Here is a 17,252-nt window from a genome sequence, read left to right on the forward strand (position 1 = left end):
TTCAATTTAGTGAAAAGCGTAAAGAATGTAAATATTTTATGGAGTATTAGTCAGAAAATTTAAAAAACACGTAAAAATTTTAAAAAACAAGTGAATTTTATTTCTTTATAATTCGAAATGTAAGTAACAAATCACACAAGGAGGAAATGTTTATGAAGAAAATGAAGTTGTTTTTATTCATGGCACTTATTACTGTACTTGTTTTGCAAGCATGCTCTACAGCTAATAATAATAGTGCGGAAGATTCCAAAGAGGGATCGAAAAGTGTAGGAGGAGAATTAGTTGTATTAAGAGCAGCGGATGCTACAAGCTTAGATCCTCATTTTATTACAGATATTCCTTCAGCGAATATTATTCATGGCAAAGTATATGAAACGCTAGTTGCTTTTGATAGAGATCGTAAAATTGTTCCATTACTAGCAAAAGAGTGGGAGCAAAAAGACGATGTCACTTGGACGTTTACATTGAATGAGGGCATTAAATTCCATGATGGTGCAGATTTTAATGCAGAGGCTGTAAAAGCTACTTTCGACCGTATCTTAGATCCTGCAACTGGTTCACCACAGCGTGATAAATTATCAATGATTAATGAAGTAGTAGTAGAGGATACGTATGTTGTTACATTGAAATTAAAAGAACCATATGCACCGCTTTTATCTATTTTAGCAAGCCAAGAAGGTAGTATGATGAGTCCGAAAGCGATTGCGGAAGCGGCTGACGAATTAGCAACACATCCGGTAGGGACAGGCCCATTTGTATTTGAATCTTGGAAATCTGGTCAAGAAATTACATTAAACACAAATAAAGATTACTGGGGTACTGTACCGAAAGTAGATAAAGTAACATTTAAAGTTGTGCCAGAGGATTCTACTCGTTTAGCAATGATTGAAAGTGGAGAAGCTCATATCGCAGAACAAGTTCCTGTTACAGAAATTGACCGTATTGAAAATTCATCAACTATGAATCTATTCCGTGCAGAAGGTCTTGCTGTAGAATTTATCGGTTTCAATGTGAAAGACACATTATTATCGGATGTAAAAGTTCGTCAAGCTATTAGCTATGCAGTTGACCGTGAAGCAATTATTAGTGGTATTTACGATAATGTTGGGACACTTGCGAATTCAGCAATGAGTCCAAAAATCATTGGTTATTCTAGTGAAACGAAGCCGTATGACTATGATGTAGTAAAAGCAAAAGAATTATTAAAAGAAGCTGGTGTTCAAGAGGGAACAAAAGTTAAATTGCTGACAAGTGATCGTAAAGAGCGAATCAATATGGCTGAAGTTATTCAATCCCAATTAAAAGGTATTGGATTAGACGTTGAAATTCAAGTAATGGAATACGGTGCATTTATTTCAGAAATCACGAAAGAGCAGCATCAGTTATTTATTAGTGGTTGGGGTAATGCTACTGGGGATGCTGATTATAACCAATATAATCTATTCCACACAGCTTCTATGGGAGCACCAGGAAACCATTTCTACTATTCAAACCCAGAAGTAGACAAGTTAATTGAACAAGGACGTTCTGAATCAAATCAAGAGGCACGTAATGAAATCTACAAAAAAGCAATGCAAATGGAGTTAGATGAAGCGGTGTATATTCCAGTTCGTAACTATGAGCACTTAGCAGTCTATAGTAATGCTGTAAAAGGTTTCTGGTTAGACGCATCTAACTACACGATGATCAGTGGCGTTGAAATTGTAGAGTAATCAAATTTGGTAATAGACGGAAAATACCAATTGGGAGGAAACTATGAGTAAACTATTGCTGAAAAATGTGAGATTAGAAGAAGCATATGAGCGCGAAAATGAACACATTGTTGCAACTCGTACAGGTATTTATGATGTCCTAATCGAAGATGGGCATGTTCAACAAGTTGATAAGAATATAGTGGTTGCTGGAGATGTAGAAATAGTGGATGCTCAAAAGCAACTGCTAGTTCCTTCATTCAGAGAAATGCATATTCATATCGATAAAACGTACTTCGGTGGAGAATGGCAGGCGCCAAGGCCCATTACTAAAGGGATATTAACTCGTATTGAAGAAGAAAGAACGCTGTTACCAAAGCAGTTACCAACAGCTGCTTATCGAGCAGAGGAAATGGTGAAGTGGCTCATTTCACAAGGACATACCTATATTCGTTCACATTGTAATGTTGACCCACAAATAGGAACTAAGCATATCGAAATTACAAAACAGGTTTTAGAAAAATATCAAGATCAAATTACCTATGATATTGTGGCCTTTCCACAGCACGGCTTACTACGCTCCAATGTGGAAGGACTGATCCGTGAAGCAATGGCAATGGGCGCAACGCTTGTTGGGGGTGTTGATCCATCTATTGTAGACCGTAATATTGAAAAATCCCTACAAACTACGATGGGTATTGCCCAAGACTATCATGCAGGAATCGATATTCATATTCATACAGCTAATACATTAGGTGAATTTGAATTTTATAAATTGATAGAACTAACGAAACAGGCGAAAAAAGAAGGTCAAGTAACAATTAGCCATGCGATGGCACTTGCCGATTTAGAACAGTCACGATTAGAAAATTTAGTTCAAGCAATGGCTGCTGTACAAATAGACGTCACAACTACTGTCCCAACAGACTTGAATCGTTCGACCATACCAATTCCTTATCTTTATAACAATGGAGTAAAGGTTTCTGTAGGACATGATAGTTTAACGGATCATTGGTCACCATACGGTACAGGCAATACGATTATGAAATTAAATGTAATGGCGGAGAGATTCCGTTTTATAGATGAATATTCATTAAGTCGTGCATGGAAGTACGCTTCTGATGGGATTACACCATTGAATGACGCTGGAGAGCGCGTTTGGCCACAAGTTGGTGATAAAGCTAATATGTTGTTAGTAGATGGTGTTAGCACTGCTCATGTTATTGCGAGAAGATGCCCAATTACTACTGTTATTTCACAAGGCAAAATAATTCACTTACAGGATGTAGGAGAGTTGAAAGGAGAATTTAGATGAAGCATTGGCTTATAAATGTTCTACTTGAAACAGGAGAATATATAAAAGAAAATGATACAGTTGGTACGAAAGTGGAGCTTTTTAATCTTGAAATTACAGATGGGTTTATTTCGCAAATTATACCAGCAACGCAGGCAGTCGATTCTCCAAATGAAGTAACAGATATGAAAGGGAAGCTTTTATTACCTGCCTTTAAGGAGATGCACAATCACTTAGATAAAACATACTTATCTTTACCTTGGAAAGCATGTGTACCAGTTAAGAATTTAAAGGAACGACTTGAGCGTGAAGCACAAGAGTTATCCATTCTTGCTACAACAGGTAAACAACGCGCGGCTGCAATGATTGAAAAAATCGTTCAAAATGGCGCCAATCATATTCGTACACATGTTAATATCGATCCGTACATTGGCTTGAAAAATTTAGAGGGCGTACTAGCGGCATTGGAGGATTATAAAGATGTTGTGACATCAGAAGTTATTGCCTTTCCACAGCACGGCTTATTAAGAGATGATGTCCCTAAACTATTGCGTGAAGCCTTACGTAATGGGGCGACAATGATTGGTGGTCTTGATCCAGCAGGGATTGATAATTCAATAGAACCTTCGTTATATGAAGTGATGGATATCGCACAGGAATTTAATGTAGATGTTGATATTCACCTTCATGACGGTGGTCATGTTGGCTATTATACAATCGATAAATGGATCGATATCGTTGAAGATGCAAAATATCAAGGTAGAACGGCGATTAGTCATGCCTTTTCACTTGGTGATGTATCTTTACTGGAGCAGCACAAAATTGCTGAACGATTAGCACAACAACAAGTGAAAATTATGTCAACCGTGCCATTCGATTTAAGACGCTTAATCCCACCGATTGATTTTCTGACAGAGCACGGAGTTGATGTCCACTTTGGCTGTGATGGATTTTATGATTCTTGGAGTCCGTATGGCTCAGGAGATATTTTAGAAAAAGCGACGACGTTTGCAGATATTTCTCGTAAACTGGATGAACGCTCTATTCGACAAACGTTAAAATATATTACAAATGGTGTGACACCATTGGATGCAAATGGCCAGAAGGTTTGGCCGAATGTGAAGGACGAAGCAAGTTTTGTATTCTTTGACGCAGTATCAAGTGCTGAAGTTATTGCACGCAAACCATCTAATCGAGTGGTTATGTCGAAAGGAAAATTTATCAACTAGTACAAACAACTAAATCCCCCTTATTTAGTTAACATAGCAAACTAGAAGTTTTCTAGTTTGCTATACTTATGTTGTAATAGATACGTGAATAATAGAAAGGAAAGTAGATTTTTAATAGTTTTACCATAACTTATGTAGAAGTCTCTTTAAATGCAGGTGCAATTTAGATATGAAACAACTCACCATCTATATGATTTTATTTAGCTGTGTATTTTTTTGGGCCAGTAACTTTATAATTGGCTCTATTTTAATTGACCATTGGGCTCCTATAACAGTCGCCATTTTTAGATTGATTGTCATTGTTCTGTTTTTAGGATGTATTAGTTGGAAAACAATTAACCGAACAGCATTTACACGCAATGATCTAGTATTATTGGTCATTGCAGGCATACTAGGTGTCTCCATTAATCACTATAGCTTTTATGCCAGTCTTCAGCACACCTCTCCTATCACCGCGGCTTTAATCTTAGCCTGTGCACCGATTGTCACATCATTACTAAATAAAATGATTTATCATGAATCGCGGAACGGCATTTTTTGGCTAGGTGCAATCATTTCTTTTGTAGGGGTTGGTCTCATAATTACAAAAGGAGCACTTATCTCGATTTCAATCGGTAAGGGTGAGGTGCTAAGTTTAATTACAATGCTAAGCTTTGCCTTGTTTCTAATTATTGTGAACCACCTTAGTCTAAAAATCTCTGCACAGTTGATTACCTTTTATACAAATTTAATTGGACTACTGGTGCTTGTACCCTTTTCCTTTACCATTTTACCGCAGACTAATTGGCATGTTGCAACTCCATATTGGTTGCTGTTAATTTTATCGGCGATTGTTATTCATGGGATTAGTAATTTAATGTGGAATCAAAAAATGAAGGAGATAGGGTCAACGAATGCTTCACTTTTATTGAATTTTGAACCAGCGATAGCTATGTTATTAAGTGCTGTATTCTTAAAACAATTTCCCACTAGCATTCAACTGTATGGATCCTTATTAATATTAATTGGAATTATATTATGTATTTACTATAAGGAAATAAAAATATTGCAGTTTTTAAAAAGAAGAACAAATGAATAGAGTGTTTTACCAACCAGTATGCTGAAATGATTTCTAGTATATTGGTTTTCTTTTTAGCTGCTTTTTTACTTTTGCACAAAAACAATATGATTTTAAAATTGGTCTTATTACAGAATATTTAAGGTCAATACAAGCAATTTATGCTAGTTAGTAGAGGGAAGTATTAGATTTACAGTAAGGAAAATATATATTTGAATAATAAAATGAAGGAGGTATTTATAATATTTTGCGAAATATACATCCAATGTATTGTTTATAAAGATAATTTTTGTAAGTTTAAGTAAAAAACAAGCTCCTTTTGAATTTTCTATCCTTTTTTTAAGCGCGTAAATTTCGTTTGTTTTGGCCAAAAAATTCTGTTTTATTTTGAAAATTTCTACATTATATTAATTTAATATGCAGAAGAATATAAATGTTTGTTAATAGAATATGACTAGAGATAGAAGACGTATACACTTAGTGAATGTGATAATATACACAAAATTTATTATTTTAATATAATTTATGGTTATTCTGATAATAGAGTAGAAAAGTAATAATAGCTAAATGGTGTCGTATTTTTTGTAGAATAATCCTCGTTCTACTTAGAGACTGTAAGGTTTGTATGCAGGAGAACGATAATGAAAAAACAAAATACTTTTTGGAGAAATAATATTTTTTCAAAAAACCACTTGCATTTGAATAATTCTAAGTGGTAAATTGTTTTACATGGACGTTCATAGAATTTTCACAGGTAGCAAAAGAGGGGAGAAATGAGAATTTATGAATAAAAATAGATGGTTAATTGCATTATCTGCAATCGCTATTCACCTTTCCATCGGTGGAGCCTATGCATACAGTGTATACAAGCTACCGATTGTCACGGAAATGGGATGGAGTGAAACAAAGGTAACGGTTGCCTTTACTATTATGATGGGGCTTGCTGGTTTTTCAGCAGCATTATTTGGTAGCTTAGTAGAAAAAATGGGGCCACGTAAATCGGCAATGGTAGCAGCTGTCTTATTTGGAGCAGGACAAGCTGGTGCTGGTGTAGCGATTTCAATGGATTCTGTTGTGATGTATTGGTTAACTTATGGTGTACTTAGTGGATTAGGTATGGGGATTGGTTACATTGCACCTGTATCAACACTTGTAAAATGGTTCCCAGATCGCCGTGGCCTTGCAACAGGTATGGCCGTACTTGGATTTGGTTCTGGGGCACTAATTACAGCACCGGTTGCAGCCAACTTAATGGAGGCAGTCGGTATTTCTACAACATACTTTATTTTAGGGGCAAGTTATTTCACGTTAATGATTTTAGGGGCTTCATATATAGCGCCGCCTAAGCCTGGTTATATGCCAGCTAATATGAAGGCAGCTGCCGATAATGGCAAAGAAGTTGTTAAAAAAGATTTAGCAGTTATGTCAGCACGTGAAGCTGTCAAAACAAAGCATTTCTGGATGTTATGGTCAATGCACTTAGTCAATGTAACAGCGGGAATTATGATGATATCTGTAGCTTCGCCTATGGCACAGGAAATTGTCGGTTTATCTGTTGCAGGTGCTGCAGCAATGGTAGGAATCATGGGGTTATTTAATGGTGGTGGCCGTTTAATTTGGGCTGCTGTATCGGATTATATCGGTCGTTCAAACGTATTCGTTATTTTCTTTATAGCGCAATTAATTACATTTATCGTTTTACCACATACAACGAACGTGATAATTTTCCAAGCACTTATCTTCTTAGTGGTTAGTTGCTACGGTGGTGGATTCTCAAATTTACCTGCGTTTGCAAGTGATTTATTTGGTACAAAACAATTAGGTGTTATCCATGGCTATTTATTAACAACTTGGTCATTGGGTGGTATTTTTGGACCGTTGTTAGTAAGTACAATTAAAAACGCTTATGGAAGCTATATTCCAGTATTCTATGTATTCGCTGGATTAATTGCTGCTTCGTTAATTATTTCAATAACACTACGTGCAGATGTACGTAAACGAACAGCTTTAAAAGCAGCACAAGATGTTGGAGACGTCTCTGCAACACAATAATTTGAACTACTATATAGGTGTCATTTCGCACATGGCACTTATATAGTATTTTTTTGCAGTGAGTGTTATATAACAATCGTTATTTCTTCGTTTAATGTATAACAGTCCACAAAGGATGTCAATAACATTACTGGAAATAACGTGATTTCGTTATTAAAAGAGAAAATTTGTAACGAAACACGGGATAAGGAACAAACAGTTAAAATTTGAATCTTTTCTCAAAGAAAAACGTATATAAGGTAATTAGGGAGGGATTCATTATGGGGAAATTTTCTTTAGATGAATTTATTAATAAAACACAACAGGATGACAATGAAAATGATTATTTCGAATTGGAAACGGAACGTGTATTAGAGGTTAATTTAAACGGAGAAGTATGGTCGAAAATGGGCGCCATGATCTCCTATACTGGAGACATTAAATTTGAACGTGAGCGTGTTTTAGAGCATGGGCTTGGCAAGATGTTTAAAAAGGCGTTAACAGGTGAAGGAACGCAATTAATGAAAGCTAGCGGAAAGGGCAGATTATACTTAGCGGACCAAGGAAAGAAAGTAACGGTCTTTGATTTGAAAAACGACAGTATTTGTGTAAATGGGAATGATTTACTGGCCTTTGAACCTAGCATCAACTGGGATATCCGTTTAATGCGTAAAATGGCTGGCATCATGTCAGGCGGTTTATTTAATGTAACATTACAAGGTACAGGAAAAGTAGCGATTACAACACATTTTGAACCATTGACGTTATTAGTGAAACCAGGTGAAACTGTCTATACTGATCCACATGCTACTGTTGCTTGGTCAGGCAGTCTAACACCTGAATTTAAAACGGATATCAGCTTCCGTACCTTTATCGGTCGTGGTAGTGGTGAATCTATCCAGATGGCGTTTTCAGGTGAGGGCTTTGTTATTATCCAGCCGTTTGAAGAAGTTTATATGTCTAGTGAAAGCTAAAAAAGGCGTGTCCATTTTTCTCGGACACGCTTTTTCTTCTATTATAAAGCCGCATTCATTCCTGCAATACGTCCTGTTACGAGGGCGGAGGTGATATTATAGCCTCCTGTATAGCCATGAATATCAAGAATTTCCCCACAGAAGAACAATCCTTCTTTTTTCTTAGAAGCCATTGTTTTCGGCTCGATTTCTTTTACGGAGACACCACCGCCTGTAACAAAGGCTTTATCAAGTGACTGTGTGCCGTTCACTGTCAATGTGAAGTTCACTAGTAAACGTGCTAGCTGACGGATTTTATCTTGGGATAATTCGGCACCTGTCAATTGGACATCGATATTTGCTCGTTCACATAAAAATAATAGCCAACGTTCAGGGGCAATGCCCTTCCAAACATTTTTCACTGCCTTTTTTGGATCTTCCTTGATTAGCCTATTTAAATATTGCAAACATGTTTCCTCATTATAATCAACTAGTGTTTGTATACGCATGGTCACTGGCTCATAGCCTGTTTTCATTAATTCTTTGACAACAAATTGACTACAGCGTAAAACAGCAGGACCACTTAAGCCAAAATGGGTGAAGAGCATATCCATTTGATGTGTAACGAGCACCTTACCCTTTTTGTTTAACACAGATACAGCCACATCACGTAATGCTAGCCCCTGAAGCTCACGCGCTTGTATAAAATCCTCTTTTGAAATAACGGGGACTTCAGTTGGAAATAATGTTGTAATTGTATGGCCAGCCCGTTCTGCCCATGGATAGCCGTCTCCTGTTGAACCTGTTTGTGGGACAGCCTTACCACCAACAGCCACAACGACTGCTTGGCTACGAACTTCTGAGCCATCAGCAAGACGTACACCAAGAATTTTTTCCTCATCCATAACAAGCTTACTAACGGCTGTGTGTAAACGAACCTCGACATGGAGATGTTGAAGCTGCCTAATCAACGCATCGACAACATCTTGTGCACGATTTGACACAGGGAACATTCTGCCATGATCCTCTTCCTTCAGTGCCACACCAAGCCCTTCAAAAAATGTAATAATATCTTCATTATTATAAACGGTAAACGGGCTATAGAGAAAACGACCATTACCAGGTATATGCTTTACGATTTCTTCGACAGGCAAACGATTTGTAACATTACAGCGTCCACCGCCAGAAATGGCTAATTTTTTGCCAAGTTTCGCTCCTTTTTCTAACAATAAAACTTTCTTTTTACGCTCTCCAGCAGCAATTGCCGCCATTAAACCAGATGGGCCACCACCGATCACGATTACATCATACATAGTTAGAAACTCACTTTCTGTTCAATTTAGGAATCTTTCCTATTATACATGAAGTCTATATAGAGAGGGGGCTTGTTTGACATTGAAAATAATAGAAAAGTGTTTTATAATTCTTTATCTCATCTTTCATGATGAACACTATTTATAGTAGAATGAAACACAATAATCTTTGTTATTCAATTATAACGATGAAAGTTTTCCTTTATTAGCATTGTCAGCATGAAATGAATGTCTTTTCGTGCTATTATGGTAAAGGTTATGCACTAAATTATGAGGTGAAAAATAGAATGTGCGGATTTATAGGGTATATTAATGGAACAAATGTGATTGATCATCATCAAACAATAGAAAATATGATGAATACAATTATTCACCGCGGACCGGATAGCGGCGGTATTCATAGTGACGATAAAGTAACGTTAGGTTTCCGTCGATTAAGTATTATTGACTTATCAGACGTAGCGAATCAACCATTATATAGTGAAGACGGCAATATCGTGCTTGTATTTAATGGAGAGATTTTTAACTTCCAAGAGCTGCGTGCAGATTTAATTGAAAAAGGTCATACTTTTAAAACACAATCAGATAGTGAAGTTATTATTTATGGTTATGTAGAATATGGCGTAGATTTTGTGAAAAAATTACGTGGGATGTTTGCCTTCTGTATTTGGGATAAAAAGAATGATTTACAATTTATCGCTCGTGATGGCTTTGGTATTAAACCATTGTACTACTCTGAGCATACAACAGATGGTACATTTATTTTCGGTTCTGAAATTAAATCGTTTTTACCACATCCTTCTTTTATAAAAGAATTAAATAAACAGGCATTACGCCCGTATTTAACATTCCAGTATTCATCTATGGATGAAACATTCTTTAAAGGTGTCTTTAAATTACCACCAGCACACTATATGCTGATTCAAAATGGTCAAAAGCAAATCGTTCAATATTGGGATAAAAAATTCCATGCAAAAGAAGCACCGATAGAAAAATATATTGAAGATATTCGTTCCACTGTGAAAGAGTCTGTAGAGGCTCATAAAATTAGTGATGTAAAGGTTGGTTCATTCCTATCAGGTGGTATTGACTCTAGTTATATAACGTCTTTATTACGCCCAGATAAATCCTTCTCAGTTGGATTTGCTGACTATGAAGATATGTTCAATGAAACAAACCTTGCAAAAGATTTATCAGATACGTTAAATATTCAAAATGAACGTAGATACATTACGGCAGATGAGTGCTTTGAAGCACTTCCTAAAATTCAATGGCATATGGACGAGCCACAATCTAATCCATCTTCAGTACCACTTTACTTCCTTTCGGAGCTTGCTTCAAAAGATGTAACAGTTGTCCTATCAGGTGAAGGTGCTGATGAAATTTTTGGTGGCTATGCTTGGTATCAAAATTCAGGAAGAATGCAAAAATACGAAAAACTACCATTAGGTCTTCGTAAAACATTACGCGGAATGGCAGAAGCTTTACCGAAAAATCAATATACGAACTTCCTTATTAAAGGTGCCCAAACAGTAGAAGAACGTTTTATTGGGGAAGCAGTAGTTTGGGATGAAGTAGATGCCATCAATGTTCTAAAGCCTGCTTATAAAAATGCCCCATCTGTCAAATCGATTACAAAACGTATTTATGATGAAGTCCCTGGTGATGACGATGTGACAAAAATGCAGTACCTAGATCTAAACCTTTGGATGCCAGGTGACATTTTATTAAAGGCAGATAAAATGAGTATGGCACATTCGATCGAATTACGTGTACCATTTTTAGATAAGGAAGTTATGGAATTAGCGAAAGATATTCCATCTAGATACCGTGTCAATGATATTGATACAAAGTATGTGTTACGTCAAGCTGCACATCAAGAGTTACCAGAAGAATGGGCAAAACGTCCAAAACTTGGATTCCCAGTGCCAATTCGTCACTGGTTACGTGAAGAAAAGTATTACAACATGGTAAAAGAAATGTTTACAACTGACTTTGCGAATGAATTCTTTGATACAAAACAATTAGTAGGCTATTTAGATGAGCACTATGAAGGAAAAGCAAATCGTGGTCGCTATATTTGGACAGCTTATGTATTCCTAGTATGGTACAAAAAGTTCTTCGTGGACATGGTATAAAGAAATATTCAAATCGGTGGGGATTTTCTACATCCTCACCGATTATTTTAAGGCCTTTTTTCATCAAGTTTCTTTATGAATGAACTTTTTGGTGTTTTTATGCGTCTCATTTCCTATAAATGTGGTAAGATTACAATTGGTTTACTTAAATCATTTACAAGGTGACAGCGTTTGCATGTCGTGTATGAGTAAGGAAAATGTTTTATAAGAGCCTTTAAAGTGTTACGATATTAATATTGATTTTACAATGAATGGATGGGTATGATGTCCAATTTAATGAAAGGTACTGCGATATTAACAATGGGGATGTTTTTATCGAAGGTCCTCGGATTAATTTATATTTTTCCGTTTTATGCAATTGTGGGTGAGAAGAACATCGCACTTTATCAATATGCATATATCCCTTATTCTATCATGTTGGCAATAGCCATTTCAGGTGCGCCAATCGCGGTTTCTAAGTTCGTTTCCAAGTATAATGCAATGGGAGATTATCAATCAGGTCGCAAGCTAATGAAATCAGGCATCCTCATTATGATGGTGACAGGCTTCGCGGCATTTATTGCACTCTTTCTTCTTGCAACGCCAATAGCAGGGCTGGTCATTAAGAGTGAGGAACAGGTCTTTACAGTCGAACAAATTGCTTCAGTCATACGTTGGGTCAGCTTTGCTTTAATTGTAGTCCCATTTATGAGTCTATGGCGTGGCTTTTTCCAAGGCTATGACAAAATGGAGCCTACTGCAGTTTCTCAATTAGTAGAACAAATTGTGCGAATTGTTGTGTTACTGGGTGGTTCCTTCCTAGTAGTCATTGTGTTCAAAGGTAAACCAGAGACAGCGATTTCCTTTGCTGTATTTGCTGCCTTTATTGGAGCAATTGGTGGATTAGGTGTTTTGTATTATTACTGGAAAAAGTATCAGCCAGAATTCAATCTACTACGTAGTCAAAGTGTAACGTCCACACAGCTGCCTATGTCTAATATTTACAAAGAGGTCATTACCTACTCCATACCAATGGTGTTTGTTGGGGTAGCCAATCCTTTATTCCAATTAGTCGACATGCTCACGTTTAATGGAGCGATGACATCGATTGGTTTAGCTGAGGTGACTGATACGTATTTATCAATGATCAACTTTATGACACATAAGGTTGTAATCATTCCCGTTATGCTAGCAACAGGGTTTTCCATGGCGCTTGTCCCGACCATTACTAAGTATTACACTCAGGGCGAGTATTTATCACTACGTCATGCAATGGATAAAACCTATCAAATTTTAATTTTTATTACATTGCCAGCAGTGGTAGGGATTTCTCTATTAGCAAATGAAATTTACTTTATGCTTTATTCGGAAAGTGAAATGGGTGCAACCATTTTAGCTCATTATGCACCGGTTGCCATTTTATTTGCTTTATTCCAAGTAACTGCTGCCTTGTTACAAGGGATCGATTTTCAAAAGTGGATTGTTTTCAGCTTATTATCAGGGATTTTCGTCAAGCTTGCATTAAATATCCCATTAATCCGCTGGCTGGAGGCAGATGGTGCTATTGTAGCAACGGCTATTGGTTATAGCGTATCAATTATTATCAATATCCTTGTGTTACGAAAAACATTAAATTATCGATCAGAAATGGTTGTTCGTCGTGTTATGTTAATTGCTTTATTAACAATGGCAATGGCCATTAGCGTATTGATTGTGCATAAATTATTGGAATTATTAATGGGGCCAGTTGATAGTAAATTCTCAGCATTACTATTTTCTATTGTTTGTGCCGGAGTCGGTGCAGCTGTCTATGGCTTTTTATCACTCCGTTTAGGTTTAGCACAAAAGCTATTGGGTGAACGATTGACTCGTATTACGAGTAAACTGGGTATAAAATAGGAGTGGTACAATGCGTTTAGATAAATTACTAGCAAATATGGGGTACGGTTCACGTAAGGAAGTGAAGCAGCTATTAAAGCAAAAAGCTGTCACAGTGGATGGTGCTTATGTGAAAGATGCAGCATTACACGTAGACCCTGAACAGCAGAATGTGTCGGTGTTTGGAGAACGCGTCGTGTACACAGAGTTTGTCTATTTTATGATGAATAAACCACCTGGTGTTATTTCTGCCACAGAAGATTTAAGAGATGAAACAGTTATTGATTTATTAGAACCATTACACCAGCATTTTCAGCCATTCCCAGTAGGCCGTTTAGATAAAGATACGGAGGGTTTGCTGTTATTAACAAATGATGGTATCTTAGCTCATAACTTATTGTCTCCGAAAAAACACGTACCAAAAGTTTATTACGCACAGATTGATGGCGTAGTGACGGAAGAGGATGCAGAGAAGTTTGCTCATGGAGTGGAATTAGATGATGGCTATATAACAAAGCCAGGAAAGCTTGTAATCTTAAAATCTGCGCAGCAATCAGAAATTGAGCTAACGATACAGGAAGGCAAATTTCATCAAGTAAAGCGAATGTTCGAGACGGTAGGTAAACGAGTAACGTACTTAAAGCGTTTATCCATGGGGAATCTAAAATTAGATGATAACCTAGCGTTAGGTGAATATCGCGAGTTGACATCAGAAGAGCTTGAGAGCTTACAAAACAATCATTAACCAATTCCTCGATGCTAATATAGCATCGGGGATTTTTATATACAGTATAAGAACAGTAACTGTATAATATGAAATGAGTTATGGTGATATAGTCATGGAACTTATCATTTCTCTAAATGTTTCCAAAATATGATAGTGTAAATAAGTAGAGGACAAAAAAATGAAGAACCTGCGTATTAAATTATTACTATCTTTAATAGCTTTTGCAGTTATACTCGTAGCTGTCATTTCATATGTAAACAGACAAATACTAGTGGCGGATATAGAAAAGCAAGTAGCCATGAATAAAGTGTTAATTGAAAATCATATTCTGACAGATATGCAAACAATTGATAATGCTCATTTCTATTTTGATAAAAATATGTCGGAGAAAATGGAGCAGGAACTTAGAAATTTAAAAAATTATTACCGTGAAAACCCTAATATTGCTACTTGGGATTTACAAGAAATGAAAAATAAACATGGGATGGATATTTACATAGTAGATCAATCCAACAAAGTCACTTACTCGACATTTGCAAAAGATATTGGCTTGGATTTTTCGCGTTGCTGTCAACGTTTCTCTGCTTTATTGGATGAGCGACGCGCTAGCGGTGAGTTTTATTCAGATGGAATTGATATTTCAACGACGACAGGGGAATACCGAAAATTTGGCTATTTAGCAACACATGATAAAAAATATTTGCTGGAGCTAGGTATCGATTTATTGAATGATCCGGTCTTTCAAACCTTTAATTTTGAGAAAACCGCCGATTACTTAATTGCTAAATATAAAGATTTAGTAGAAGTGCAAACTATTAACGCTGGTGGAGTTTTCTTTGATAATTCAAGAACAAAGCGGAACAACGTGCAAGATCATTCCGAACAATTTCAAAAATATTTTGAGCTAGCCAAGAAAAAAATGGAGCCAGTTGAATATCAAACCTTAGATCATAGTTATATAGAAACACATCTTTTTTTGCCTTATGAAGCAGAGACAGTGAGAGGAGAGTCCTCAAAAAGAGTGGTTTATGTAAAATTTGTCAATTTTACTAAAATTGAAGCACTCCAAAAAAATACACAACAATTTTGGATTTTACTAACCATTGCTTTACTAACTTCCTTTATTATGTTATTAGTTATTAATAAAATTTTATCTAAAACAATCCACTTGGCGACCTTTGATCCGTTAACAGGTGTTTATAATCGTGCTACTTATATACGGAAGATTGACAATTTATTAAGAAAAAGAAAAATGAATGTGCCAGGTTTATTGTTAATCGATTTAGATAATTTTAAGCAAGTGAATGATCAATATGGGCATGTAGAAGGGGATCATATCCTGATTGAAACAGCCTTGATTTTAAAGCGTGTAGTGAAAAACAACGGTTTTGTTGTGAGATTCGGTGGAGATGAATTTGCCATTGTCTTGTACGATACAACAGAACAACATATGCAGCAAATTGCAGAGAGTATTTTGACTCAAATAAGAACCGTTCAATATGAGGGACGGACAAGTGAAAAATGGTCTGTCTTATCTGTGAGTATGGGGGGTTCCCTTTATTTTGCTGAAGATACAGAAATGAGCTTATTTGAAAGGGCAGATAAGGCGCTCTATCAATCTAAAAATGCTGGTAAAGATCAATATTCTAGTTATCAAGAAGTCGCTGCGGACAACCATTATAAAATTTAAAAAAACGCTCCATTCTCATTGATAGCCAGATTGGTTATTTTTAAGAAATGGAGCGTTTGTTTTAATTCAGCAAATGTCGCTATACCGAAAGGTTAATGGGTTGTTGTTTTTGATCTGTAAAAGATACAGCTACATAATACAAGAATGGCGATGACAGCAAACATAGCATTCATATAATGAGTTAATAGCCAACCACCTATGATTGGACCAATGAAGCCTCCTAAATTTTTAAATTGTGCTGCGCCAAGATAAGTAGCTTTTTGGGTATCAGGCGCAATTTCATCAATCATGACATTCATCGTTGGGAAGGCAAATATTTCACCAATGGTAAAAATAATCATAGCGATAATATAAAGCGTATAGTTATTGGAGAAACCGAACAAAAAGAGTCCAAGTGCAAAGAACAGGATTCCCACTAACAATGTTGAGGATGATGAAAAACGCTCTGACACAATACTAATCGGTAATTGTAATAATAAGACGACTGCCGCATTGAGTGAGATTAATAGAGAATAAAGCTTCGCACCATCGTCTATTTTTAGTTCAATAATTTGCGGTAATGTAGAATCAAATTGGGAGTATCCAATATTGATTAAGATCGCACCAAAAATAAAGCTAAGTAGGACACGATTTGTTAAAAGGATTGTGAATGTACTTAGAATTTTTGTTTGAGCGACAGCTTTTGGTTGCTGCATTTGATAACGATTTAACACGAAAAATAAAAATACAGCGTAAATAATATACATAATACCTGTCAGCATAAAAGGGATGCTTGGACTGGAGAGCTGTGAAATGTATACACCGATTATTGGTCCAATGACAGCGGCAATATTAATGGCTGTGTAACGTAATGAAAATAGTCTTTTTCGTTTATCAGCAGGTGTAAAATCAATCATTAATGCTTGTGTGGATGGTTCAAAAAATGAACGGCAAAGACCATTCAAAGCATTGAATAGTACAAAAAGCCAAACAGCATGAACGGTTGCGAAGCCAAAGAATACAAGACTCCAAACGACGATTGTTAGGAGAATAACACTTTTTCTACCGAAGCGGTCTGTTAAATAACCACCAAAAAAACCACCAACAGTGGAAATAAGCGGGGCAATACCAATCGTTAACCCGATTTGTAAAGGGGAGGCTTCAATTTCATTATGTAGATAAATAGCTAAAAAGGGCATTGCCATAAAGCTTGCAATACGAGTGAAGATTGTTCCACCTAAAATAATCCAAACTAATGGATGAAACAACGTAGAAAATTTCATTTAAAATCCT

General features: G+C 36.3%; 12 protein-coding genes. 10 read left to right on the forward strand and 2 right to left on the reverse strand.

The genetic code is table 11. The features are described from left to right. Positions 1-152 precede the first annotated feature (152 nt). The 6 genes from SJW71_RS06345 (at position 153) to SJW71_RS06370 (ending at position 8,276) form a co-directional block, all read left to right on the forward strand. Entirely contained in the window at positions 153-1,712 is a 1,560-nt protein-coding gene (locus SJW71_RS06345; RefSeq protein ID WP_274794142.1) for a glutathione ABC transporter substrate-binding protein, read from the forward strand. A 43-nt stretch (positions 1,713-1,755) separates the two neighbouring features. Continuing rightward, a complete protein-coding gene (locus tag SJW71_RS06350) occupies positions 1,756-3,006 on the forward strand; it encodes an amidohydrolase family protein (RefSeq protein WP_274794141.1) in 1,251 nt (416 codons plus the stop codon). After that, positions 3,003-4,214 carry an amidohydrolase gene (locus SJW71_RS06355; RefSeq protein ID WP_431811870.1) on the forward strand — a complete coding sequence of 404 codons (1,212 nt, stop codon included), beginning with the start codon at positions 3,003-3,005 and terminating at the stop codon, positions 4,212-4,214. The genes SJW71_RS06350 and SJW71_RS06355 overlap by 4 nt, the downstream gene beginning before the upstream one ends. A gap of 169 nt (positions 4,215-4,383) precedes the next feature. Next, entirely contained in the window at positions 4,384-5,292 is a 909-nt protein-coding gene (locus SJW71_RS06360; protein ID WP_431811871.1) for a DMT family transporter, read from the forward strand. A 762-nt stretch (positions 5,293-6,054) separates the two neighbouring features. After that, positions 6,055-7,323 (forward strand): L-lactate MFS transporter, encoded by a 1,269-nt coding sequence (locus SJW71_RS06365; protein ID WP_274794138.1) that lies wholly within the window; start codon positions 6,055-6,057, stop codon positions 7,321-7,323. A gap of 260 nt (positions 7,324-7,583) precedes the next feature. Continuing rightward, on the forward strand, positions 7,584-8,276 hold the full coding sequence (locus tag SJW71_RS06370) for an AIM24 family protein (protein ID WP_274794137.1): 693 nt from the start codon (positions 7,584-7,586) through the stop codon (positions 8,274-8,276). Positions 8,277-8,317: 41 nt separating this feature from the next. Here the strand turns inward: SJW71_RS06370 and SJW71_RS06375 are convergent, their stop codons facing one another. Next, positions 8,318-9,568: an NAD(P)/FAD-dependent oxidoreductase gene (locus tag SJW71_RS06375; RefSeq protein ID WP_274794136.1), complete on the reverse strand. Its 1,251-nt coding sequence runs from the start codon at positions 9,566-9,568 to the stop codon at positions 8,318-8,320. A 287-nt stretch (positions 9,569-9,855) separates the two neighbouring features. Between SJW71_RS06375 and asnB the strand changes: the two genes are divergently transcribed. The 4 genes from asnB to SJW71_RS06395 all read left to right on the forward strand — a co-directional run bounded on the left by asnB (position 9,856) and on the right by SJW71_RS06395 (position 15,980). Further along, positions 9,856-11,706, forward strand: a complete 1,851-nt coding sequence (gene asnB / locus SJW71_RS06380; RefSeq protein ID WP_274794135.1) for an asparagine synthase (glutamine-hydrolyzing) — start codon at positions 9,856-9,858, stop codon at positions 11,704-11,706. A gap of 264 nt (positions 11,707-11,970) precedes the next feature. Then, the gene (locus tag SJW71_RS06385; RefSeq protein WP_274794134.1) at positions 11,971-13,584 is read left to right on the forward strand and encodes a putative polysaccharide biosynthesis protein; all 1,614 of its coding nucleotides are present in this window, start codon (positions 11,971-11,973) and stop codon (positions 13,582-13,584) included. Positions 13,585-13,594: 10 nt separating this feature from the next. Then, positions 13,595-14,308, forward strand: coding sequence for a pseudouridine synthase (locus tag SJW71_RS06390; RefSeq protein ID WP_274794133.1), 714 nt, complete (start codon positions 13,595-13,597; stop codon positions 14,306-14,308). A gap of 160 nt (positions 14,309-14,468) precedes the next feature. Next, complete coding sequence (locus tag SJW71_RS06395; RefSeq protein ID WP_431811872.1) at positions 14,469-15,980, forward strand: diguanylate cyclase domain-containing protein; 1,512 nt, start codon at positions 14,469-14,471, stop codon at positions 15,978-15,980. A 92-nt stretch (positions 15,981-16,072) separates the two neighbouring features. Here SJW71_RS06395 and SJW71_RS06400 read toward each other — a convergent pair whose 3' ends face one another. Beyond that, positions 16,073-17,242, reverse strand: coding sequence for an MDR family MFS transporter (locus SJW71_RS06400; RefSeq protein ID WP_274794131.1), 1,170 nt, complete (start codon positions 17,240-17,242; stop codon positions 16,073-16,075). Positions 17,243-17,252: the final 10 nt, after the last annotated feature.

Origin of the sequence: Lysinibacillus sp. FW12, from assembly GCF_050817245.1 — a bacterium.
In the GTDB taxonomy this organism is placed as follows: Bacteria; Bacillota; Bacilli; order Bacillales_A; family Planococcaceae; genus Lysinibacillus; species Lysinibacillus irui.

Coding starts and splice junctions, on each gene's coding strand:
- SJW71_RS06355 (WP_431811870.1), top strand. CDS start 3,003: ATGAAGCATTGGCTTATAAATGTTCTACTTGAAACAGGAGAATATATA.
- SJW71_RS06400 (WP_274794131.1), bottom strand. CDS start 17,242: ATGAAATTTTCTACGTTGTTTCATCCATTAGTTTGGATTATTTTAGGT.
- SJW71_RS06350 (WP_274794141.1), top strand. CDS start 1,756: ATGAGTAAACTATTGCTGAAAAATGTGAGATTAGAAGAAGCATATGAG.
- SJW71_RS06365 (WP_274794138.1), top strand. CDS start 6,055: ATGAATAAAAATAGATGGTTAATTGCATTATCTGCAATCGCTATTCAC.
- SJW71_RS06395 (WP_431811872.1), top strand. CDS start 14,469: ATGAAGAACCTGCGTATTAAATTATTACTATCTTTAATAGCTTTTGCA.
- SJW71_RS06375 (WP_274794136.1), bottom strand. CDS start 9,568: ATGTATGATGTAATCGTGATCGGTGGTGGCCCATCTGGTTTAATGGCG.
- SJW71_RS06345 (WP_274794142.1), top strand. CDS start 153: ATGAAGAAAATGAAGTTGTTTTTATTCATGGCACTTATTACTGTACTT.
- asnB (WP_274794135.1), top strand. CDS start 9,856: ATGTGCGGATTTATAGGGTATATTAATGGAACAAATGTGATTGATCAT.
- SJW71_RS06360 (WP_431811871.1), top strand. CDS start 4,384: ATGAAACAACTCACCATCTATATGATTTTATTTAGCTGTGTATTTTTT.
- SJW71_RS06390 (WP_274794133.1), top strand. CDS start 13,595: ATGCGTTTAGATAAATTACTAGCAAATATGGGGTACGGTTCACGTAAG.
- SJW71_RS06385 (WP_274794134.1), top strand. CDS start 11,971: ATGTCCAATTTAATGAAAGGTACTGCGATATTAACAATGGGGATGTTT.
- SJW71_RS06370 (WP_274794137.1), top strand. CDS start 7,584: ATGGGGAAATTTTCTTTAGATGAATTTATTAATAAAACACAACAGGAT.